Origin of the sequence: Rhizobacter sp. (assembly GCF_046595475.1) — a bacterium.
Taxonomy (GTDB): Bacteria; Pseudomonadota; Gammaproteobacteria; order Burkholderiales; family Burkholderiaceae_C; genus Rhizobacter.
Map to the genome: position 1 here is coordinate 1 of NZ_JBKJOQ010000067.1, position 16,522 is coordinate 16,522.

The 16,522-nt window shown below is 65.1% G+C and carries 17 protein-coding genes; 11 read left to right on the forward strand and 6 right to left on the reverse strand.

Features of this window, described 5'->3' with window-relative positions; translation table 11 throughout:
* The 5 genes from AC30QB_RS12000 to AC30QB_RS12020 form a co-directional block, all read left to right on the forward strand.
* Positions 1–932 (forward strand): cbb3-type cytochrome c oxidase subunit I (locus AC30QB_RS12000; RefSeq protein ID WP_489546452.1); only part of this gene is annotated, 932 nt, incomplete at its 5' end.
* A gap of 28 nt (positions 933–960) precedes the next feature.
* Positions 961–1,071, forward strand: a complete 111-nt coding sequence (locus AC30QB_RS12005; RefSeq protein WP_489546453.1) for a cytochrome oxidase small assembly protein — start codon at positions 961–963, stop codon at positions 1,069–1,071.
* Positions 1,071–1,670, forward strand: coding sequence for a cytochrome c oxidase assembly protein (locus AC30QB_RS12010; protein WP_489546454.1), 600 nt, complete (start codon positions 1,071–1,073; stop codon positions 1,668–1,670). Before AC30QB_RS12005 ends, AC30QB_RS12010 begins: the two co-directional genes overlap by 1 nt.
* Positions 1,667–1,900, forward strand: a complete 234-nt coding sequence (locus AC30QB_RS12015) for a DUF2970 domain-containing protein (protein WP_489546455.1) — start codon at positions 1,667–1,669, stop codon at positions 1,898–1,900. Before AC30QB_RS12010 ends, AC30QB_RS12015 begins: the two co-directional genes overlap by 4 nt.
* A gap of 62 nt (positions 1,901–1,962) precedes the next feature.
* Positions 1,963–2,847 (forward strand): cytochrome c oxidase subunit 3, encoded by an 885-nt coding sequence (locus AC30QB_RS12020; protein WP_489546456.1) that lies wholly within the window; start codon positions 1,963–1,965, stop codon positions 2,845–2,847.
* Between the two features lie 122 nt (positions 2,848–2,969).
* On the opposite strand, the gene AC30QB_RS12025 is transcribed toward AC30QB_RS12020, so the two are convergent.
* Positions 2,970–3,191, reverse strand: coding sequence for a twin transmembrane helix small protein (locus tag AC30QB_RS12025; protein WP_489546457.1), 222 nt, complete (start codon positions 3,189–3,191; stop codon positions 2,970–2,972).
* Between the two features lie 11 nt (positions 3,192–3,202).
* Between AC30QB_RS12025 and AC30QB_RS12030 the strand changes: the two genes are divergently transcribed.
* Genes AC30QB_RS12030 through AC30QB_RS12050 form a run of 5 tightly spaced genes read left to right on the forward strand, consistent with a single transcriptional unit; the run spans position 3,203 to position 7,255 of the window.
* Positions 3,203–3,937 carry an SURF1 family protein gene (locus AC30QB_RS12030; RefSeq protein WP_489546458.1) on the forward strand — a complete coding sequence of 245 codons (735 nt, stop codon included), beginning with the start codon at positions 3,203–3,205 and terminating at the stop codon, positions 3,935–3,937.
* The gene (locus AC30QB_RS12035) at positions 3,891–4,598 is read left to right on the forward strand and encodes an SCO family protein (RefSeq protein WP_489546459.1); all 708 of its coding nucleotides are present in this window, start codon (positions 3,891–3,893) and stop codon (positions 4,596–4,598) included. The genes AC30QB_RS12030 and AC30QB_RS12035 overlap by 47 nt, the downstream gene beginning before the upstream one ends.
* A 4-nt stretch (positions 4,599–4,602) precedes the next feature.
* The gene (locus AC30QB_RS12040) at positions 4,603–5,706 is read left to right on the forward strand and encodes a COX15/CtaA family protein (protein WP_489546460.1); all 1,104 of its coding nucleotides are present in this window, start codon (positions 4,603–4,605) and stop codon (positions 5,704–5,706) included.
* Positions 5,707–5,726: 20 nt separating this feature from the next.
* Positions 5,727–6,638 (forward strand): heme o synthase, encoded by a 912-nt coding sequence (gene cyoE, locus AC30QB_RS12045; protein ID WP_489546461.1) that lies wholly within the window; start codon positions 5,727–5,729, stop codon positions 6,636–6,638.
* The gene (locus tag AC30QB_RS12050; protein WP_489546462.1) at positions 6,638–7,255 is read left to right on the forward strand and encodes an SCO family protein; all 618 of its coding nucleotides are present in this window, start codon (positions 6,638–6,640) and stop codon (positions 7,253–7,255) included. Before cyoE ends, AC30QB_RS12050 begins: the two co-directional genes overlap by 1 nt.
* A gap of 51 nt (positions 7,256–7,306) precedes the next feature.
* On the opposite strand, the gene rpoH is transcribed toward AC30QB_RS12050, so the two are convergent.
* The 4 genes from rpoH to AC30QB_RS12070 form a co-directional block, all read right to left on the reverse strand.
* Positions 7,307–8,248, reverse strand: a complete 942-nt coding sequence (gene rpoH, locus AC30QB_RS12055) for an RNA polymerase sigma factor RpoH (protein ID WP_489546463.1) — start codon at positions 8,246–8,248, stop codon at positions 7,307–7,309.
* Between the two features lie 109 nt (positions 8,249–8,357).
* A complete protein-coding gene (locus tag AC30QB_RS12060; protein ID WP_489546464.1) occupies positions 8,358–11,546 on the reverse strand; it encodes a CHASE domain-containing protein in 3,189 nt (1,062 codons plus the stop codon).
* 128 nt (positions 11,547–11,674) lie between these two features.
* Positions 11,675–12,766: a redox-regulated ATPase YchF gene (gene ychF / locus AC30QB_RS12065; protein ID WP_489546465.1), complete on the reverse strand. Its 1,092-nt coding sequence runs from the start codon at positions 12,764–12,766 to the stop codon at positions 11,675–11,677.
* 51 nt (positions 12,767–12,817) lie between these two features.
* Positions 12,818–14,686: an ATP-binding protein gene (locus AC30QB_RS12070; RefSeq protein WP_489546466.1), complete on the reverse strand. Its 1,869-nt coding sequence runs from the start codon at positions 14,684–14,686 to the stop codon at positions 12,818–12,820.
* 68 nt (positions 14,687–14,754) lie between these two features.
* Between AC30QB_RS12070 and AC30QB_RS12075 the strand changes: the two genes are divergently transcribed.
* Entirely contained in the window at positions 14,755–15,627 is an 873-nt protein-coding gene (locus AC30QB_RS12075) for a pirin family protein (RefSeq protein WP_489546467.1), read from the forward strand.
* Here AC30QB_RS12075 and AC30QB_RS12080 read toward each other — a convergent pair.
* Positions 15,596–16,519 carry a DMT family transporter gene (locus tag AC30QB_RS12080; RefSeq protein WP_489546468.1) on the reverse strand — a complete coding sequence of 308 codons (924 nt, stop codon included), beginning with the start codon at positions 16,517–16,519 and terminating at the stop codon, positions 15,596–15,598. The two genes, AC30QB_RS12075 and AC30QB_RS12080, sit on opposite strands and share 32 nt — an antisense overlap.
* Positions 16,520–16,522: the final 3 nt, after the last annotated feature.

Here is a 16,522-nt window from a genome sequence, read left to right on the forward strand (position 1 = left end):
GCCATTTCGGAACCAGTTTTTTCAACCCCGCCGGTGGTGGCGATCCAGTGATGTACCAACACATCTTCTGGTTCTTCGGTCATCCCGAGGTCTACATCATGATCTTGCCGGCCTTCGGCATCGTCAGCGCCATCATTCCGGCGTTCTCGCGCAAGCGGCTGTTCGGCTACACCTCGATGGTGTATGCCACGGCGTCGATCGCGATCCTGTCGTTCATCGTGTGGGCTCACCACATGTTCACGACTGGCATGCCCGTGACCGGCCAGCTGTTCTTCATGTACGCGACCATGCTGATCGCGGTGCCCACCGGCGTGAAGGTGTTCAACTGGATCGCCACCATGTGGCGTGGCTCCATGACATTCGAGACGCCGATGCTGTTTGCCGTCGGCTTCATCTTCGTGTTCACTATGGGGGGCTTCACCGGCCTGATCCTGTCGGTGGCACCGGTCGACATCCAGCTGCAAGACACCTACTACGTGGTGGCCCACTTCCACTATGTGCTGGTGGCCGGTTCGCTGTTCGCCATGTTCGCCGGCTTCTACTACTGGGTGCCCAAGTGGACCGGCGTGATGTACAGCGAAACGCGCGGCAAGATCCACTTCTGGGGTTCGTTGATCTTCTTCAACGTCACCTTCTTCCCTATGCACTTCCTGGGCTTGGCTGGCATGCCGCGCCGCTATGCCGACTACCCGATGCAGTTCGCCGATTTCAACGCCTTGGCCACCATCGGTGCCTTCGGTTTCGGGCTGACGCAGGTGTACTTCTTCCTCTTCGTCGTCATCCCGTGCATGCGCGGCAAGGGCGAAAAAGCCCCACAGCGCCCCTGGGAAGCCGCTGAAGGCCTGGAGTGGGAAGTGCCGTCGCCGGCCCCCTTCCATACCTTCGAGACGCCGCCCAAGCTGAATGCTTCGGCCACGAAGATCATTGCCTGACCCACTGATCCAGTTGAGCCCTAACCCCATGACACCCGAACAAAAGAAGAACAACCGCCGGCTGGGTTTGATCCTGGCTTCAGTGGCCGTCATCTTCTTTGTGGGTTTCATGGCGCGCGCCATTCTGTTTGGGCTGTGATGGCTGACGACCCAAAAGTCGACCACGCGCTGCAAGGCGACAACCGCCGCATGGTGCGAAAGCTGGCCGTGGTGGCGGTGCTGATGTTCGGTTTTGGCTATGCGCTGGTGCCGATGTACAAATCGATCTGCGAGGCGCTCGGCATCAACGTGTTGTCGGTCTCCGAGCGTGCCGTGCCCGGTAACTCGAGGGCCACGCCAGCCAACACGCAGGTTGACCTGTCGCGCACCATTACCGTCGAGTTCGATGCCAACGCGCGTGGCCCCTGGGATTTCAAACCCGCCAAGCGCTACCTTGAAGTGCACCCCGGTGAGCTGACCACAGTGATGTACGAGTTCAGGAACATCCAGAACCGCACCATGTCGGCCCAGGCCATCCCGAGTTACGCGCCCAAGCAGGCCTCGCCTTACTTCAACAAGCTCGAGTGCTTCTGTTTCAACCAGTACACGCTCAAGCCTGACGAGTCCAAGCAGTGGCCGGTGGTGTTCGTGATCGACCCCAAGCTGCCCAAGGATGTGAAGACCATCACCCTGTCGTACACCTTCTTCGAAGTGGGCGGCAAGGTGGCGGCCGCACCGCCCGCGGAGCCTCGCTCATGAAGACCGAAGGCTTGAAAGACGCCGTGCAACGCAAGGGCTCCTTCGGCCAGACGCTGCGCGCGGTGGGCTGGTCGTTTTTCGGCGTGCGCAAGTCGGCCGAGCATGAGAAAGATGTGGCCCAGCTGAACCCGGTGCACGTGATCGTCGCGGCGCTGATCAGTGTGGGTGTGTTCGTTGCAAGCCTGGTGCTGCTGGTGCGCTGGGTGCTTTCGAGTGGCGTGGCCACCTGAGGCCGCTTTCAGTTTCAAGATTCAAAAAGTCCGATTCGTAGGAATTCGCAGGAGAAATGAGCATGTCCGCAGCGACGCATCCGGGGCAAACCCCTTACTACTTTGTCCCCGCACCCTCGCGGCACCCTGTCATGGCCGCCATCGGCCTGTTCATGGTGATTTTTGGCGGCGGCCAGTGGATCAACGGCCACGGCTGGGCGGCCTACCTGGTGCTGTTCGGCCTGCTGTGGTGGGCCTTCGTGCTCAAGCAGTGGTTCGGTGACTCCATCAAGGAGAGCGAAGGCGGTCTCTACAGCGACCGCGTTGACGTTTCCTTCCGCTGGAGCATGAGCTGGTTCATCTTCTCGGAAGTGATGTTCTTCAGCGCCTTCTTCGGTGCCTTGTACTGGACCAGGCTGCACGCGGTGCCAGCGCTGGGCAACCTAGACAACGCCGTGCTGTGGCCCGATTTCAAGGCCTTCTGGCCCAGCTCGGTGGCCGGCGCCACCGCTTCCCCTGCCGGCATCGTCGACCCTTTCACCACCATGGGCCCATGGCCCATTCCGACCATCAACACGGCCTTGCTGTTGACCTCGGGGGTCACGCTGACCATCGCCCACCATGCGCTGATCGCCGGCCACCGTGCCAAAACCATCGCCTGGATGTGGGTCACGGTGCTCCTGGGCATCACCTTCCTGGCGTTCCAGGGCTATGAATACCACCACGCCTACACCGAGCTCAACCTGAAGCTCTCGTCTGGCGTGTACGGCTCCACCTTCTTCATGCTGACCGGCTTCCACGGCTTCCACGTGTTCGTGGGCATGTTGATGCTGTTGTTCATCACCTTGCGTTTGATGAAAGGCCACTTCACGCCGCAGCGTCACTTTGGTTTCGAAGGCGCTGCCTGGTACTGGCACTTCGTCGACGTGGTGTGGCTCGGCCTCTACATCGTGGTGTACTGGTTGTAGCGAGCCCCTCAGCCGACGAACACGTCGGCCGGTCCCCCGAGGGGATGCGGGCCAGCTTGGAGCGGCCCGGCGCTCCTCGCGCGCTTCGATTCATAAAACGCCGCCCGCCGCGGCGTTTGTCGTTACTGCCCTACCGGAATCCCTGTGGGGCGTATCCAGCCCATCCAGTAGCTGAACAGAATGCACAAAAACAGCAGCACCGATAGGCCGACCCGCACGGCCAGCGCGCGCATCATGTTGCTGCTTTTGGGCTTGCCGTCACGCCCATCGCGCATCATGAAAACACCGGCCGCGGCCAATGCCACCAGAATCAAGACCAGGGCCACGCCGATGAGGTACTTCATGGTTGCGGATTATGCTGGCTGACACTCGCCGGCGCGCCTGGGTTGTGTTCGTGGCCACGCTGCTAGGCATGGCGATCACCGCGCGCTTGGGGGTGTGGCAGCTCAGCCGCGCTGCGCAAAAAGAAGCGCTTCAAACCGCCCTGGATTCACGCGGCAGCTTGCCCGAGCTGGGCATGTCTGCGTTGCCGCGCACCGATGCGCAGGCCGCGGCGCAGCACTACCGACCCGTGCGCTTGCAAGGCGAGTGGAAGCAGGGCGCCACGGTGTTTCTGGACAACCGGCAAATGAACGGCCACCCCGGGTTCTTCGTGGTGACGCCTCTGCTGATCGGCCCAGGAGACGCCGTGCTCGTGCAGCGCGGCTGGTCACCGCGCGACATGCAAGACCGTGCCCACGTACCCGACGTGCCCACGCCCGCCGGCCTGGTTGAAGTCGTCGGGCAGGTCGCCCCACCGCCGGGCCGCTTGTATGACTTTGCTGGCGCCGCTTCAGGGGTGATCCGGCAGAATCTGGCCGTCGCCGACTACGCCCGCGAGCTTGGCGTGGGTCTTAGGCCCTGGACGGTGCTGCAGCTCGACACCCCCAAGGCCGCAAGCGACGGCCTCTTGCGGCAATGGCCGCGCCCCGCGGCCAATGTTCACAAGCACTATGGCTACGCATTTCAATGGTTTGCCTTGTGCGCCCTTCTGGCAGGTTTGTATGTCTGGTTCCAACTCCTCCGCCCCCGCTTCAAACGCCGCGCCTGACGCCGCTTCGGGCATGAGCTTCACCGTGCACTCGATGCCAGCGGCCGCGCTCGACGAGCGCCGCACCAAGCATGGCCGCCTCAAGATGCTGCTGGTGCTGCTCATCTGCGCCGCACCGGTGGTCGCGTCGTACCTCACCTACTTCGTCATCCGCCCAGAAGGCCGCACCAACTACGGCGAGCTGATCCAACCCCTGCGGCCGGTGCCGGCCGAGCTGCCGCTGGTGGATCTGCAAGGTCAGCCCGTGGCCGCCACCGCGCTCAAGGGCCAATGGCTGCTCGTGGTGGTGAGTGGCGGTGACTGCAACGCGCGCTGCGAGAAAGATTTGTGGCTGCAGCGGCAGCTGCGCGAATCGCTGGGGCGCGAGAAGGAGCGGCTCGACAAGGTCTGGCTGATCAACGACAGCGCGCCGCCGCGTGCTCAAACCGTGCAGGCCTTGAGCACGGTGCCGACAGCCACCGTGTTGCGGGTGCCGCCTGCTGCGCTGGCTGCGTGGTTGCAGCCGTCGCCAGGCCACGCGCTCGAAGATCACATGTACATCGTCGACCCCTTGGGCAGCTGGATGATGCGAGTGCCGCCCCAGCCCGACGCTGCCAAGCTCAAGCGCGACATCGAGAAGCTGCTGCGCGCCTCGGCCTCCTGGGACCAGCCCGGGCGCTGACCACGTGGCCTCTTACAACTTCAGCCCGCTCGCCACGCTGGCCCTGCTGGGCTTGCTGCTGGGCGCCATGCCATTGGCGTGGATCTGGTTTCGGCACCGCCATGCTGCACCCGGTATGCGCTTGCGCGCGCTGACCTTCTTCACGCTGTTCCTCACCTTCGACTTGGTGGTCTTCGGCGCTTTCACGCGTCTCACCGATTCCGGCCTGGGTTGCCCCGACTGGCCGGGTTGCTATGGCAACGCGAGCCCGGTGGGTGCCCGCGCCGACATCCAGGCGGCCCAGACAGCCATGCCCACTGGGCCCGTGACGCATGGCAAGGCTTGGGTGGAGATGGTGCACCGCTACCTCGCCGCCATGGTCGGTGTGCTGTGCATCGCGCTCGCCCTTGCCGGCTGGCGTGCCCATTGGCTGGGCCACGCGGCAATGTCGCCCTGGTGGCCCACGGCCTCGTTGGTGTGTGTGTCTCTGCAGGGTGCTTTCGGCGCACTCACGGTCACGATGAAGCTTTACCCGGCCATCGTCACCTTGCATCTGTTGGGTGGCTTGAGCCTGCTCGGGCTGTTGGCGGTGCAGAGCCAGGGCCATGTGCGCGCGCCATTGCGCTTGACGCGCGGCCTTCATACCGGGGTTTGGGCTTTGTTGGCGTTGACTGTGACGCAGATCGCCTTGGGCGGATGGGTCAGCAGCAATTACGCGGTGCTGGCCTGCAGCGATTTCCCGACTTGTCAGGGCCGCTGGTGGCCCGAGATGGATTTCGCACACGGCTTTGCCCTGCTGCGTGAGCTCGGTGCCGGCAAGGACGGCGGCTTCTTGCCGTTTGCAGCGCTCACCGCGATTCATCTCACCCACCGCATCGGCGCGCTGATTGTCTTCGCGGCCATGGCAATGTTGTCGTGGCGGCTGTTGGCGGGCCGCGAGCCGGCGTGGCGCCCCTGGGCCGCTGCCATCGGGGCGGCAGGGGCCTGGCAATTTGCCAGCGGCCTGAGCAACGTGGTGCTGGGTTGGCCCCTGGTCGCTGCACTCGCCCACACCGCAGGAGCCGCTGCGCTGATCACCTTGCTGGCCGTGATGCTGGCGCGTGCCCGCCAAACCGCAGTGGCCTCGTAAAATCTTAAGCTTGCCTCGTCATGTCTGAATCCCTCGCCACCCCCGCTCCTGCTGCCGTGCGCCTGTCGCCCGTGCGCCAGTTCTATGTGCTGACCAAGCCGCGCGTGGTGCAGCTGATCGTGTTCTGTGCCGTCATTGGCATGCTGCTGGCCGTGCCCGGTGTGCCCGAATGGCGCTTGGTGTTGCCCGCCACTGCCGGCATCTGGCTTGTGGCTGCTGCCGCTGCGGCATTCAACTGCGTGGTCGAGCAGCGCATTGACGCCAAGATGGCGCGCACGGCTTGGCGTCCCACCGCCAAGGGTGAGCTGACCAACACCCAGACGCTGTTGTTTTCAGCCGTGCTGTGCGCAGCCGGCAGCGCGCTGCTGTACTGGCTGGTCAACCCGCTCACCATGTGGCTCACCTTCGCCACCTTCGTGGGCTATGCCGTCATCTACACCGTGGTGCTCAAGCCGTTGACGCCGCAAAACATCGTGATCGGCGGGGCCTCTGGCGCGATGCCGCCGGTGTTGGGCTGGGCTGCGATGCGCAACGATGTCGGGCCTGAAGCCTTGATGCTGTGCCTGATCATCTTTCTGTGGACGCCGCCGCACTTCTGGGCGCTGGCGCTCTACCGCGTCGAGGACTACCGCAAAGCTGGCCTGCCCATGCTGCCGGTGACCCACGGCAACGAGTTCACGCGGCTGCAGGTGCTGCTCTACACCTTCGTGCTCTTTGCCGCGACCTTGCTGCCCTTCGTCTTCGGCATGAGCGGCGTGATCTACCTCGTATCGGCCATGGTTCTGGGTGCGGGTTTCATCGCTTATGCCTGGAAACTGTGGCGCCACTATTCCGATGCGCTCGCCCGCAAGACCTTCCGCTTTTCCATCCTTCACCTGTCGCTGCTCTTTGGCGCCTTGCTTGTGGATCACTACCTGGGGCCTTTGCTGTGATGCACCTACATCAACGACGACTGTGGCTTCTCGGTGCCGCTGCACTGCTGGCAGGCTGCGACAAGCTGAGCGGCAGCCGCAGCAAGCCCGGCTTCAAGGCGGTCGACATCACCGGCGCTGACTACGGCAGCAAACTCTCCCTGCCCGACCAAAACGGCCAGGTGCGCACACTGGCCGATTTCAAAGGCAAGCTGACGGTCGTCTTCTTCGGTTTCACCCAATGCCCCGAGGTGTGCCCCACCACCATGGCCGAGTTGGCGAAGGTGAAGAAAGACTTGGGCAAGGACGGTGAGCGAGTGCAGGGCGTGTTCATCACCGTCGACCCCGAGCGCGACACACCCGAGCTGCTGAAGGCCTACATGGCCAGCTTTGACCCCAGCTTCATCGCGCTGCGCGGCACACTGGAGCAAACGGCCGCCACCGCGAAAGACTTCAAGGTCTTCTATGCCAAGGTGCCAGGCAAGACCGATGGCAGCTACAGCATGGACCACACCGCCGGCTCCTACATCTTCGACACCACCGGCAAGCTGAGGCTCTTCACCCGTTACGGTGGCGGGCCCGATGCGCTGAGTGCTGACCTGAAAACGCTTTTGGCCGCAGGACAAAGCCAAACGTGAGAAACAAAAACGGCCCCGAAGGGCCGTTTTGCATTTGCGCAGTGGAGGCGCTCAAGCCGCGTCTTCTGCCAGCGCCTTGCGCATCTTCTTCATGGCCGCCACCTCGATCTGGCGTATGCGCTCGGCGCTGACGCCGTATTCGCTGGCCAGGTCGTGCAGCGTCATGCCACCCGAGCTGTCGTCGTTCACCTTCAGCCAGCGCTCTTCGACGATGCGGCGGCTGCGGGCGTCCAGCGCATCGAGTGCGTGGGCGATGCCGTCGCCGGCCAGCCAGTCGCGCCGGTGTGCTTCGATCACGCGCGTGGGCTCGGTGCTGTCGTCGGCCAGGTAGGCGATGGGGGCGTAACTCTCTTCGCCGTCGTCGGTTTGCGGCTCTAGCGCCACATCACCGCCGGTCATGCGCGTTTCCATCTCCAGCACTTCTTCGCGCTTCACGTTGAGCTTGCGGGCGACGGCGTCGGCCTCGCTTTGCGTGAGTGTGCTGCGGTGGGTGTTTTCGTCGCCTGCGTCTTCCTTCAGGCTTTGCTTCATCGAGCGCAGGTTGAAGAAGAGCTTGCGCTGGGCCTTGGTCGTGGCCACTTTCACCATGCGCCAGTTGCGCAAGATGTACTCGTGAATCTCGGCCTTGATCCAGTGCATGGCGTAGCTCACCAGGCGCACGCCCTGATCGGGGTCGAAGCGCTTCACGGCCTTCATCAGGCCGACATTGCCTTCCTGGATCAGGTCGCCATGAGGCAAGCCGTAGCCCAGGTACTGGCGCGAGATCGACACCACCAAGCGCAAATGCGACAGCACCATCTTCCCGGCCGACTCGACATCGCCATGCTCACGCAGGCGCTTGGCAAAGCTCAACTCTTCTTCCTGCGTGAGCAGGGGAATGCGGTTGACGGCCGAGATATACGCGTTCAGGTTGCCCAGTGAAGGAACGAGGGCAAATGGGTCGCGGACGGTCAAAGCAGAAGCAGATGACATGTTCATAGCAACATCAGACATCTTCGAACTCCTTTCGTTCCCTGCATATTAGCACTCGACCTTCGAGAGTGCTGACGGCGCGTAGGACGCGCATAGATGTGAGCGAGTACTCTCAATTTATGAGAATAATTTAGCCAAATCTCGTCTCAGCATCGTCCAGCACGATGTCTACCACCGAGAGCAATTGGGCCACGCTCACCGGCTTGGTGAGGTACTGATAGGCACCTGCTTTCATGGCCGCATCGATCTGCGCGGCCAGGGCATCGGCCGAGACCACCACCACTGGGATGTCCGAAGTGTTGCTGTCGGCCTTCAGGTGGCGCAGCAGCTCCAGCCCGTCGATATCGGGCAGGTGCATGTCGAGCAAGATGAGGTCAGGCCGGTGGGCGCGGATGGCGGCCAAGCCGTCCAACCCGGTAATCGACACGTCGAAACGCACCTGCGGCCGGCGCGACAAGATGCCGCGCATCACCTCCACGTTGGTCTCGTTGTCTTCGACGTAGTGCACGCTGCGCTGGTGGTAGTCGCTCGACGTGGTTTGCGCGTCGTCGAGGGTGGCGGCTTGCGATTCGTTGACCTCGGCGCGAGGCAGGCTCAGGATGAACGCGGAGCCTTCGCCTGCCGTGCTGCGCGCCCGCAGGGCGCCGCCCATCAGCTCCGCCAGGCGCTGGCTGATGACCAAGCCGATGCCGGTGCCTTCGGCTGATGACCGTTCGCGGCCCAGGCGGTTGAAAGGCTGGAACAGCTGGGCGAGCTGCTGGGGCGTCATGCCCAGGCCGGTGTCGTTGACCACCAGCTCGATGCTGTCGCGGTGGCTCACGCGCGTTGCGATGTGAATGCGGCCCCCGTCGCTGTTGTATTTCACGGCGTTGCTCAGCAGGTTGATCAGGATCTGCTTCACCCGCGTGCTGTCGCCGATCACGCGCGACATGTCTTCGGGCAGGTTTTGCGTGACGGTGATGCCACGGCGTTGCGCGTCGCGCTCAACCAGCGGCAATGCGGCCGCAATGATTTCACGCAGGTCGAGCTTGTCGGGCTGCAGGTTGAGCGTGCCCGACTCAATGCGCGACAGGTCGAGCACGTCGTTGATCATGTCCAGCAAGTGCCAGCCGGCGCTCTGTATCTGCGCAACCCAGGGCCGGTGCGGCGCGGGCAGCGGATGGCTCTGGTCCAGCTCGAGCAGCTGCGCAAAGCCCAGCATGGCGTTGAGTGGCGTGCGCAGCTCATGGCTCATGCGTGACAGGAATTCGCTCTTGGCCAAGTTGGCTGCCTCGGCGATTTCGCGCGCACGCTCGGCCTCGGCCAGGCGCAGGTGTTCGGTGATGTCTTCCACCACGCCCACGATGCGGTGCGGCTGCCCCTGCACGTCGCGCAGCAGCGTGACGATCGACTGGATCCACACCATGCGGCTGTGGCGCGTGAGGTAGCGGCCTTGGCGGCGGTACATCGGGATTTCGCCGCGCACGAGCTGGCCCGAGAGCTCGAAGTCTTGTACCCGGTCATCGGGGTGGGTGAGGGCTGCCACGTTCATGCCCATCAGCTCTTCGGCCTGGTAGCCAGTCAAGGCGCAAAACCGGGGGTTCACCTGTTTCACGTTGCCGTGCAGGTCGGTGTAGACCACGCCGATCGGCACGTTGTTGAGAATGTTGCGAAAGCGCTGCTCGCTCTCGCGCAAATTGGCTTCGGTGCGCTCGCGCTCGCCGATCTCGCGCTGCAGCGCTGCGGTGCGGTCTTTCACTGCGGCTTCGATGCGGCGTGTGCGCCCAGTGACGGTCAGCAGCAAGGCGCCGAGCATGGCTGTGGCCATCAGGCCGACCAGCGAAAACAGCAGCGCGTTGCGCTCGCGCGCGTCGGGCACGTCGCTGCGGTCTGCCGAGACGCGCAGGTCCCACTGGCGGCCGGCAAAAGGCATGGGGCGCACGTGCTGCAGATCGCCTTGCTGGCGCTCGCAGTCGGGTGCGCCGGCCAGGCGACGGCGTTTCGCCGTGGGCTCGGTGTCGACGATGCACAGGCTCAGGTAATGGGGCAGGCTGCTCTGGAAGGCCTTGAGGGCTGCATCCATGCGCAGTGTCACGAACACCACGCCCCGGGCCGAGGCGAGGCGCTCGCTCACGGTCGACGGCGAGCCGCGGTAGAGCGCGTGGTAGATCACCACGGCGGTCGCCTCCCCAGTCTCTTGCGTGGCACGGAAGCCGGCGGTGGCGGTGGGGCTGTCGGTGCGCAAGGCCGTGTCGATGGCGCTGCGCGCTTCGGTGATCGAGCGCGCGTTCACGCCCAAGGCGGCTGCGTTGAGTTGCACAGGCTCGATGTAGCGCAGCGCCACGATCACGTCGTCGGGCTGTGGCTTGAAGCCCGAGTCGCTGCGATCGAACACGCGATAGGCGGGCGTGTCGGTGGCACGCACGCGTGCCTCGAAGGCCGGCACATCGGCACGTGTCATGAGCTCGCTCCAGCCCATCGCCTGCAGGTGGTCTGTGGGCGTGAGCCACGCTGCCGTGGCCTTCTGCATCTCGATGCGGGTCACGTCGTCCGACGCGAGGTACACGCCGCGCAGGGCTTCCAGAGCGTGCAGCGGGTACTCCAGCCGCGCTGCCATGTTGGACGAGGCGTGCACCGCATCGCGCTCGAAGGTGGCCTGCACCCGGGCTTCTTCCCAGTACCCGATCTGCTTGATGCCCAGCGCGATCAACATCGTGGCTACGGCGAGCGACACCCCGACCGTCAATCGACGCATGGCCCATTCGCCGCGCGGCCGCCCGATCAGCGTCAGCAGCATCGGCCCTGCGATCAACACGCCCAGGCAGTCTCCCGAGGCCCACACCCACCAAGTGAACCAGAGCGTGTTGGCGGGTTGGTGGGCCAGAAAGTACAGCGCTGCCGTGCCGATGCTGGCGCTGGTCAGGCAGGCCAGCATCGCGCCCAGGCCGAAGAAGACGGCGATGTCGCGCGGCTCGCTCAGGGTGAGCGGATGGCCACTGAAGCGCCGCACCAGCGCCGCACCGATGGCGGCCTGCAAAGTAGCACCCACTGCTACCGCGGCTGGCAGCAACAACACCCCCACCAGATTGGGCGAGCCCCGGTCGATGGCGAGCAGGGCATTGACGGTGAATGCGCCCAGCGCCACACCGGGCAGCATGCGCCAGCCGAAGGTCAGTACGCAGACCAGCGCAATGCCAGCGCCTGGATAGAGCGGTGCCGCGTAGCCCGGCGGGATGGCCAGCCACAAGGCCGCCCAGCCCACCAGCGCATAGGCCACGGCTGTGCCGGCCAGTGCGAGCGTCCAGTGGGGCGATTGACGGAAGGGCGCGGCAGACGTCATCGGGCTTAGAACGGCGTGAGGGGTAGCGCGGGGCGCAGTGCCGGCAGGTCTTTCCCGGGGCCGCGACCCGAGCCTACCACCCGAGGCCAGTCACGTCATGCCACGCTGCATCTGCGTGGCCCGGCCGCTCACACGTTGAACAGAAAGTTCAGCACGTCCCCATCTTTGACCACGTATTCCTTGCCTTCGGCGCGCATCTTGCCGTGGTCTTTTGCGCCTTGCTCACCCTTGAATCCAATGAAGTCGTCGAAGGCGATGGTCTGGGCACGGATGAAGCCGCGCTCGAAGTCGGTGTGGATCACGCCGGCCGCTTGTGGTGCGGTGTCGCCCACGTGAATGGTCCAGGCGCGCACCTCCTTCACGCCGGCGGTGAAGTAGGTTTGCAGGCCCAGCAGCTTGAAGGCGCTGCGGATCAGGCGGTTCAGGCCCGGCTCGGTCTGGCCCATGTCGGCGAGGAAGATCTCTTTGTCTTCGTCGCTCATCTCGGCCATCTCGGCTTCGGTCTTGGCGCAGATGGCCACCACCGGTGCCTTCTGGCCCTCGGCATAGGCGCGCAGCTTGTCGAGGTAGGGGTTGTTCTCGAAACCGTGCTCGTCGACGTTGCCGACGAACATTGCCGGCTTGGCGGTGATCAGGCACAGCGGCTTGATCAACAGCAACTCGTCCTTGCTCAGGCCTAGCGAGCGCACGGGCTTGGCTTCGTTGAGCCCGGCCTGCACACCCACGAGCACAGCCGCGAGCTTGAGCGCCTCTTTGTCGCCCGCACGGCCGAGCTTGTGGGCGCGGTGCACGGCCTTCTCGACGGTGCCCATGTCGGCCAGGCACAGCTCGGTCTGGATCACTTCGATGTCAGAGATCGGGTCGACCTTGCCGGCCACGTGGATCACGTTTTCGTCGTCGAAGCAGCGCACCACGTTGACGATGGCGTCGGTCTCGCGGATGTGCGCGAGAAACTGGTTGCCCAGACCTTCGCCTTTGGAGGCACCTGCCACCAGGCCCGCAATGTCGACGAACTCGACGATCGCCGGCACGATGCGCTCGGGCTTGACGATGGCCGACAGCGCCTGCAACCGCGGGTCGGGCAGCTCGACCACTCCCACATTGGGCTCGATGGTGCAGAACGGGTAGTTCTCGGCCGCGATGCCGGCTTTGGTCAGGGCATTGAAGAGGGTGGACTTGCCGACGTTGGGCAGGCCCACGATGCCGCATTTGAGGCTCATGGTGGGGTAGGGCGAAGTGGGGCCCGCGGGGGGCGGAGCAGGGGGGTGATTCTAGTTGTCCGCAGCCGCGGCACGGGTTTCCAAGGCCTGTTGTACCGTCTGCAGCAATCGCATGCGACCCACGGGCTTGACCAGCACCTCGTCCATGCCCGCACCCAGGCAGGCCGCCCGGTCTTCGGCATAGGCGCTGGCGGTGAGGCCCACCACCGGCAAGTGGCGGGCGTGCTCGCCGGCTTCTCCGGCGCGCAGGCGGCGGGTGGCTTCGAGGCCGTCCATGTCGGGCATGCGCCAGTCCATCAGCACCAGGTCGAAGCCACCGCGGGTGAGCTGGTTCAGTGCGTCGACACCGGTGCCCGCGGTGTGCACCACGATGTCGGCGCTTTCCAGCATTTGCGAGGCGATCATGGTGTTGACGGCGTCGTCGTCGACCAGCAGCACGCGCATGCCGACCAGCCCACCGGCGAGCGGCGCAAGCGCCGAGCTGGAAGGCTGCGGCGCCACGGCTTCGCAGGGCTGCAGCGGCAGGCGCAGCGTGATGCGCGTGCCCACACCGGGCTCACTTTGCAGCACGAGGTTGCCGTGCATCAGCGTGACCAGCTGGCGCGTGATGGCCAGGCCCAGCCCGGAGCCCGCGTGGCGCCGCGTCTCGCCGCCATCGGCCTGGTGGAAGGCGTCGAACACCAGCGCCTGGTGCGCCCGCTCGATGCCGATGCCGGTGTCTTCGATTTGGATCTGCAGCTGGCTCAGCGCTGCCTCGTAGCGCAAGGCCAGACTCACATGGCCGCGGTCGGTGAACTTGACGGCATTGCCCAGCAGGTTCATCAGCACCTGCTTGAGCCGGAACTCGTCGCCCCGCAGCCAGGCCGGCACGCTGTCTTCAATTGCAAGCCTGCATTGCAGCGACTTGGCATCGGCTTGCGGCTGCACGGTCTCCATCACCTGGCCCAGGCAGGCGCGCAGGTCGAAGGGCTGGTCGAGCAGCTCCAGGCGGCCGGCTTCGATGCGCGAGAGGTCGAGCACATCGTTGATCAAATGCAGAAGGTGGGTGCCGCCGCGGCGCACCGTTTCGACCAATTCGCGGCGGTTGGCTTCAACGAGCGACGGGTCGCGCAGCAAGTCAGCCGCGCCCAGCACGCCGTGCAAAGGCGTGCGCAGCTCATGGCTCATCACCGCCAGAAAACGCGATTTGGCCTGCGAGGCTTGCTCGGCCAGGTCGCGCGCGAGCTCCAGGTCGCGCACGCGGCGGCTGACAAGGTCGTCCACCGTGAGCGGCTGGCTCGCGGGCGCGTCGAGCTGGCTGTCGATTGGTGGTGTGAGCACTGCCAGCTTGCGCAGCTGGCGCGCCACGCCGAAGAGCGCGCCCACCACGAAGAGTTGCGCAAAAAAACCATTCACACACAGCGGCCAGATGGTCTGCTCCCACTCGGGGGAGCCCGGCCCGCGCAGGCGCAAGATGACCGCCGGCAGCAGCGTCAGCAAGCTGACCGCGAGGCTCAGGCCCAGTGCACGCCACAGCGGCCAGGTGATGTAGATGAGCAGATGGGCGGCGACCAGCCAATATGCCATCGACGCCGCGGCATAGATGGTCACCGACTCGGCCATGAGCAGCATGTAGGCCACGCTCAACACGAAGTACGCGCTCAGGCCCAGCGAGCCCAGGCCCTGCGCCAGCACCAACGCACGCGGGCGGCGCCACACCAGGGCGGCGAGCCCCATGAACCATGCGATCAGCAGCGGGTAGGCACAGCGGTCAGACGCGGTGATCTGGTTTAGCGCGGTCTCGGTCCACCAGACCAGCGCGACGCTGGCGGCGATCAGCCCGAACAGCCACAGCGCGGTGCCGCGCGCGACCAGCGTGATCGTGGGCACCGTGGCTCGCGCTGCAAGTGGCTCGGGTGCTGGTGTCGGTTCGGAGGGCATGGCGGGCCTGCGGCTTGCGAACGATCGCGGCCTATTATCCGGGGCAGCGCCTCCATCGGAACACCCCCATGAATTTGCTCAGCCTCACGCCCCATACCAAGGACCTGGGGGGTGGGTTTACCGTGCGACGGTTGCTGCCGTCGTCCAAGGCACAGGCGGTGGGGCCGTTTCTGTTCTTCGATCACTTCGGGCCCATCACCGCCCAGCCCAGCGACAACCACGATGTGCGAGCGCACCCGCACATCGGCCTCGCGACGGTGACCTATCTGTTTGAGGGCGCGATGATGCACCGCGACAGCACCGGCGTGGTCCAGCGCATAGAGCCGGGCGCCATCAACTGGATGACGGCTGGCCGCGGCATCGTGCACTCGGAGCGCACGCCCGATGACTTGCGCAGCATCACCCGGCGCAGCCACGGCTTGCAGCTGTGGGCAGGCCTGCCCACAGCGCATGAAGAAGACGCGCCCAGCTTCTCGCACACCCCGGCGCAAGAAATCCCGTCTGCCACGCTGGCTGGCACGGCGTTGCGGGTACTCATCGGCAGTGCCTTCGGCTTGAGCTCGCCGGTGCCCACCTTGTCGCCCACGCTGTATGTTGACCTCGCACTCAGCGCAGGCGCTTCGCTCACCGTGCCTGCCGCCGCTCAAGAGCGCGCGCTGTACAGCATCGACCACGCCTACACGCTCGATGGTGAAACCGTGCAGCCCGGCGTGATGGTGGTCTTGCCTGAAGGCGCCGAGCCACGCTTGCAGGCCGCGAAGGGCGCACGCGTGATGATGATGGGCGGCGCGCCATTGGGGCACCGCTTCATGTGGTGGAACTTCGTTTCCAGCCGCAAGGAGCGTATCGCGCAGGCGGCCGACGATTGGGAAGCTCAGCGCTTCGAGCGTGTGGCGGGTGAGACCGAGTTCATTCCGTTGCCGGCGCAGCGCCCGTTGTAGCCGCCGGAGACGTCGTCGCCCGCCTCAGCATCAACACGTTGCCGGCAATGGCCAGCAGCACGCCCACCGCGCTGAGCGCATCGGGCCGGTAGTGCTCGAAGGCCATAGACACCACCAGCGCCAGCAGCGGCGTCATCACGCCTATGGTGCCGGCCTTGCCGGGGCCTACGCGGTCTAGCAGGGTCAGGTAGCAGGCGAAGGTGAGCACCGAGCCGGCCAGCGCGAGGTACACCAGGGCCACCCACCACGACACGGAAGTGGGCCACACCATGGTCTGGCCGGTGACCAGCACCACCGCCATGCAGATGGCCGCGCCATACAACATGCCGTAGCCCAGGCTGGGCCACATCGGCAGGCGGCGCTCGCGGTTGCGGCTGGCGGCCAGGCTGCCCACCGTGGACAACAGCACCGAGCCTACGGTGAAGAGCGCGCCCAGCGAGGTCGCCTCGCCTTCATGCGCCTTGCCAAACTCGGGCCAGAAGATCAGTGCCACGCCGGCCAGGCCCATCAGGCCGCCCGCGACGAAGCGCGCGCTCATGGGGGTGCCGAAGAGCCACAAGGCGCCGATGCCGGCCGCCAATGGTGAGGCCGAGTAGCCCACCGCCACCAGGCCTGAAGGCAGGTGGCGCTCGGCGTGGTAGACGCAGATGTACGACACGCCGTAGAGAAACACGCCCTGCAGGGCCAACCAGGCGTGGTCGCGCAGGCCCAAGCGCAGCCGGTCGCCGCGCCAGGCGCGCCAGGCCAGCACGCACAGGCCGGCCAACGCAAAGCGCATCGCCACACCCTGCTCGGGCGGGGTCACCCCCAACTGGTAGGTGATGGCATGCCAGGTTGTGCCCCACGTGATCACGCAAATGGCAAAAAGCTGCCATGCCGGAAAACGTGTCATGCC

What these genes read in the sequence shown, in the direction of transcription:
- cyoE (WP_489546461.1), top strand. Translation starts at nt 5,727, where the DNA reads ATGTCTGAATCCCTCGCCACCCCCGCTCCTGCTGCCGTGCGCCTGTCG.
- ychF (WP_489546465.1), bottom strand. Translation starts at nt 12,766, where the DNA reads ATGAGCCTCAAATGCGGCATCGTGGGCCTGCCCAACGTCGGCAAGTCC.
- AC30QB_RS12015 (WP_489546455.1), top strand. Translation starts at nt 1,667, where the DNA reads ATGAAGACCGAAGGCTTGAAAGACGCCGTGCAACGCAAGGGCTCCTTC.
- rpoH (WP_489546463.1), bottom strand. Translation starts at nt 8,248, where the DNA reads ATGTCTGATGTTGCTATGAACATGTCATCTGCTTCTGCTTTGACCGTC.
- AC30QB_RS12080 (WP_489546468.1), bottom strand. Translation starts at nt 16,519, where the DNA reads ATGACACGTTTTCCGGCATGGCAGCTTTTTGCCATTTGCGTGATCACG.
- AC30QB_RS12060 (WP_489546464.1), bottom strand. Translation starts at nt 11,546, where the DNA reads ATGACGTCTGCCGCGCCCTTCCGTCAATCGCCCCACTGGACGCTCGCA.
- AC30QB_RS12005 (WP_489546453.1), top strand. Translation starts at nt 961, where the DNA reads ATGACACCCGAACAAAAGAAGAACAACCGCCGGCTGGGTTTGATCCTG.
- AC30QB_RS12030 (WP_489546458.1), top strand. Translation starts at nt 3,203, where the DNA reads ATGCTGGCTGACACTCGCCGGCGCGCCTGGGTTGTGTTCGTGGCCACG.
- AC30QB_RS12050 (WP_489546462.1), top strand. Translation starts at nt 6,638, where the DNA reads ATGCACCTACATCAACGACGACTGTGGCTTCTCGGTGCCGCTGCACTG.
- AC30QB_RS12070 (WP_489546466.1), bottom strand. Translation starts at nt 14,686, where the DNA reads ATGCCCTCCGAACCGACACCAGCACCCGAGCCACTTGCAGCGCGAGCC.
- AC30QB_RS12075 (WP_489546467.1), top strand. Translation starts at nt 14,755, where the DNA reads ATGAATTTGCTCAGCCTCACGCCCCATACCAAGGACCTGGGGGGTGGG.
- AC30QB_RS12010 (WP_489546454.1), top strand. Translation starts at nt 1,071, where the DNA reads ATGGCTGACGACCCAAAAGTCGACCACGCGCTGCAAGGCGACAACCGC.
- AC30QB_RS12025 (WP_489546457.1), bottom strand. Translation starts at nt 3,191, where the DNA reads ATGAAGTACCTCATCGGCGTGGCCCTGGTCTTGATTCTGGTGGCATTG.
- AC30QB_RS12035 (WP_489546459.1), top strand. Translation starts at nt 3,891, where the DNA reads ATGTCTGGTTCCAACTCCTCCGCCCCCGCTTCAAACGCCGCGCCTGAC.
- AC30QB_RS12020 (WP_489546456.1), top strand. Translation starts at nt 1,963, where the DNA reads ATGTCCGCAGCGACGCATCCGGGGCAAACCCCTTACTACTTTGTCCCC.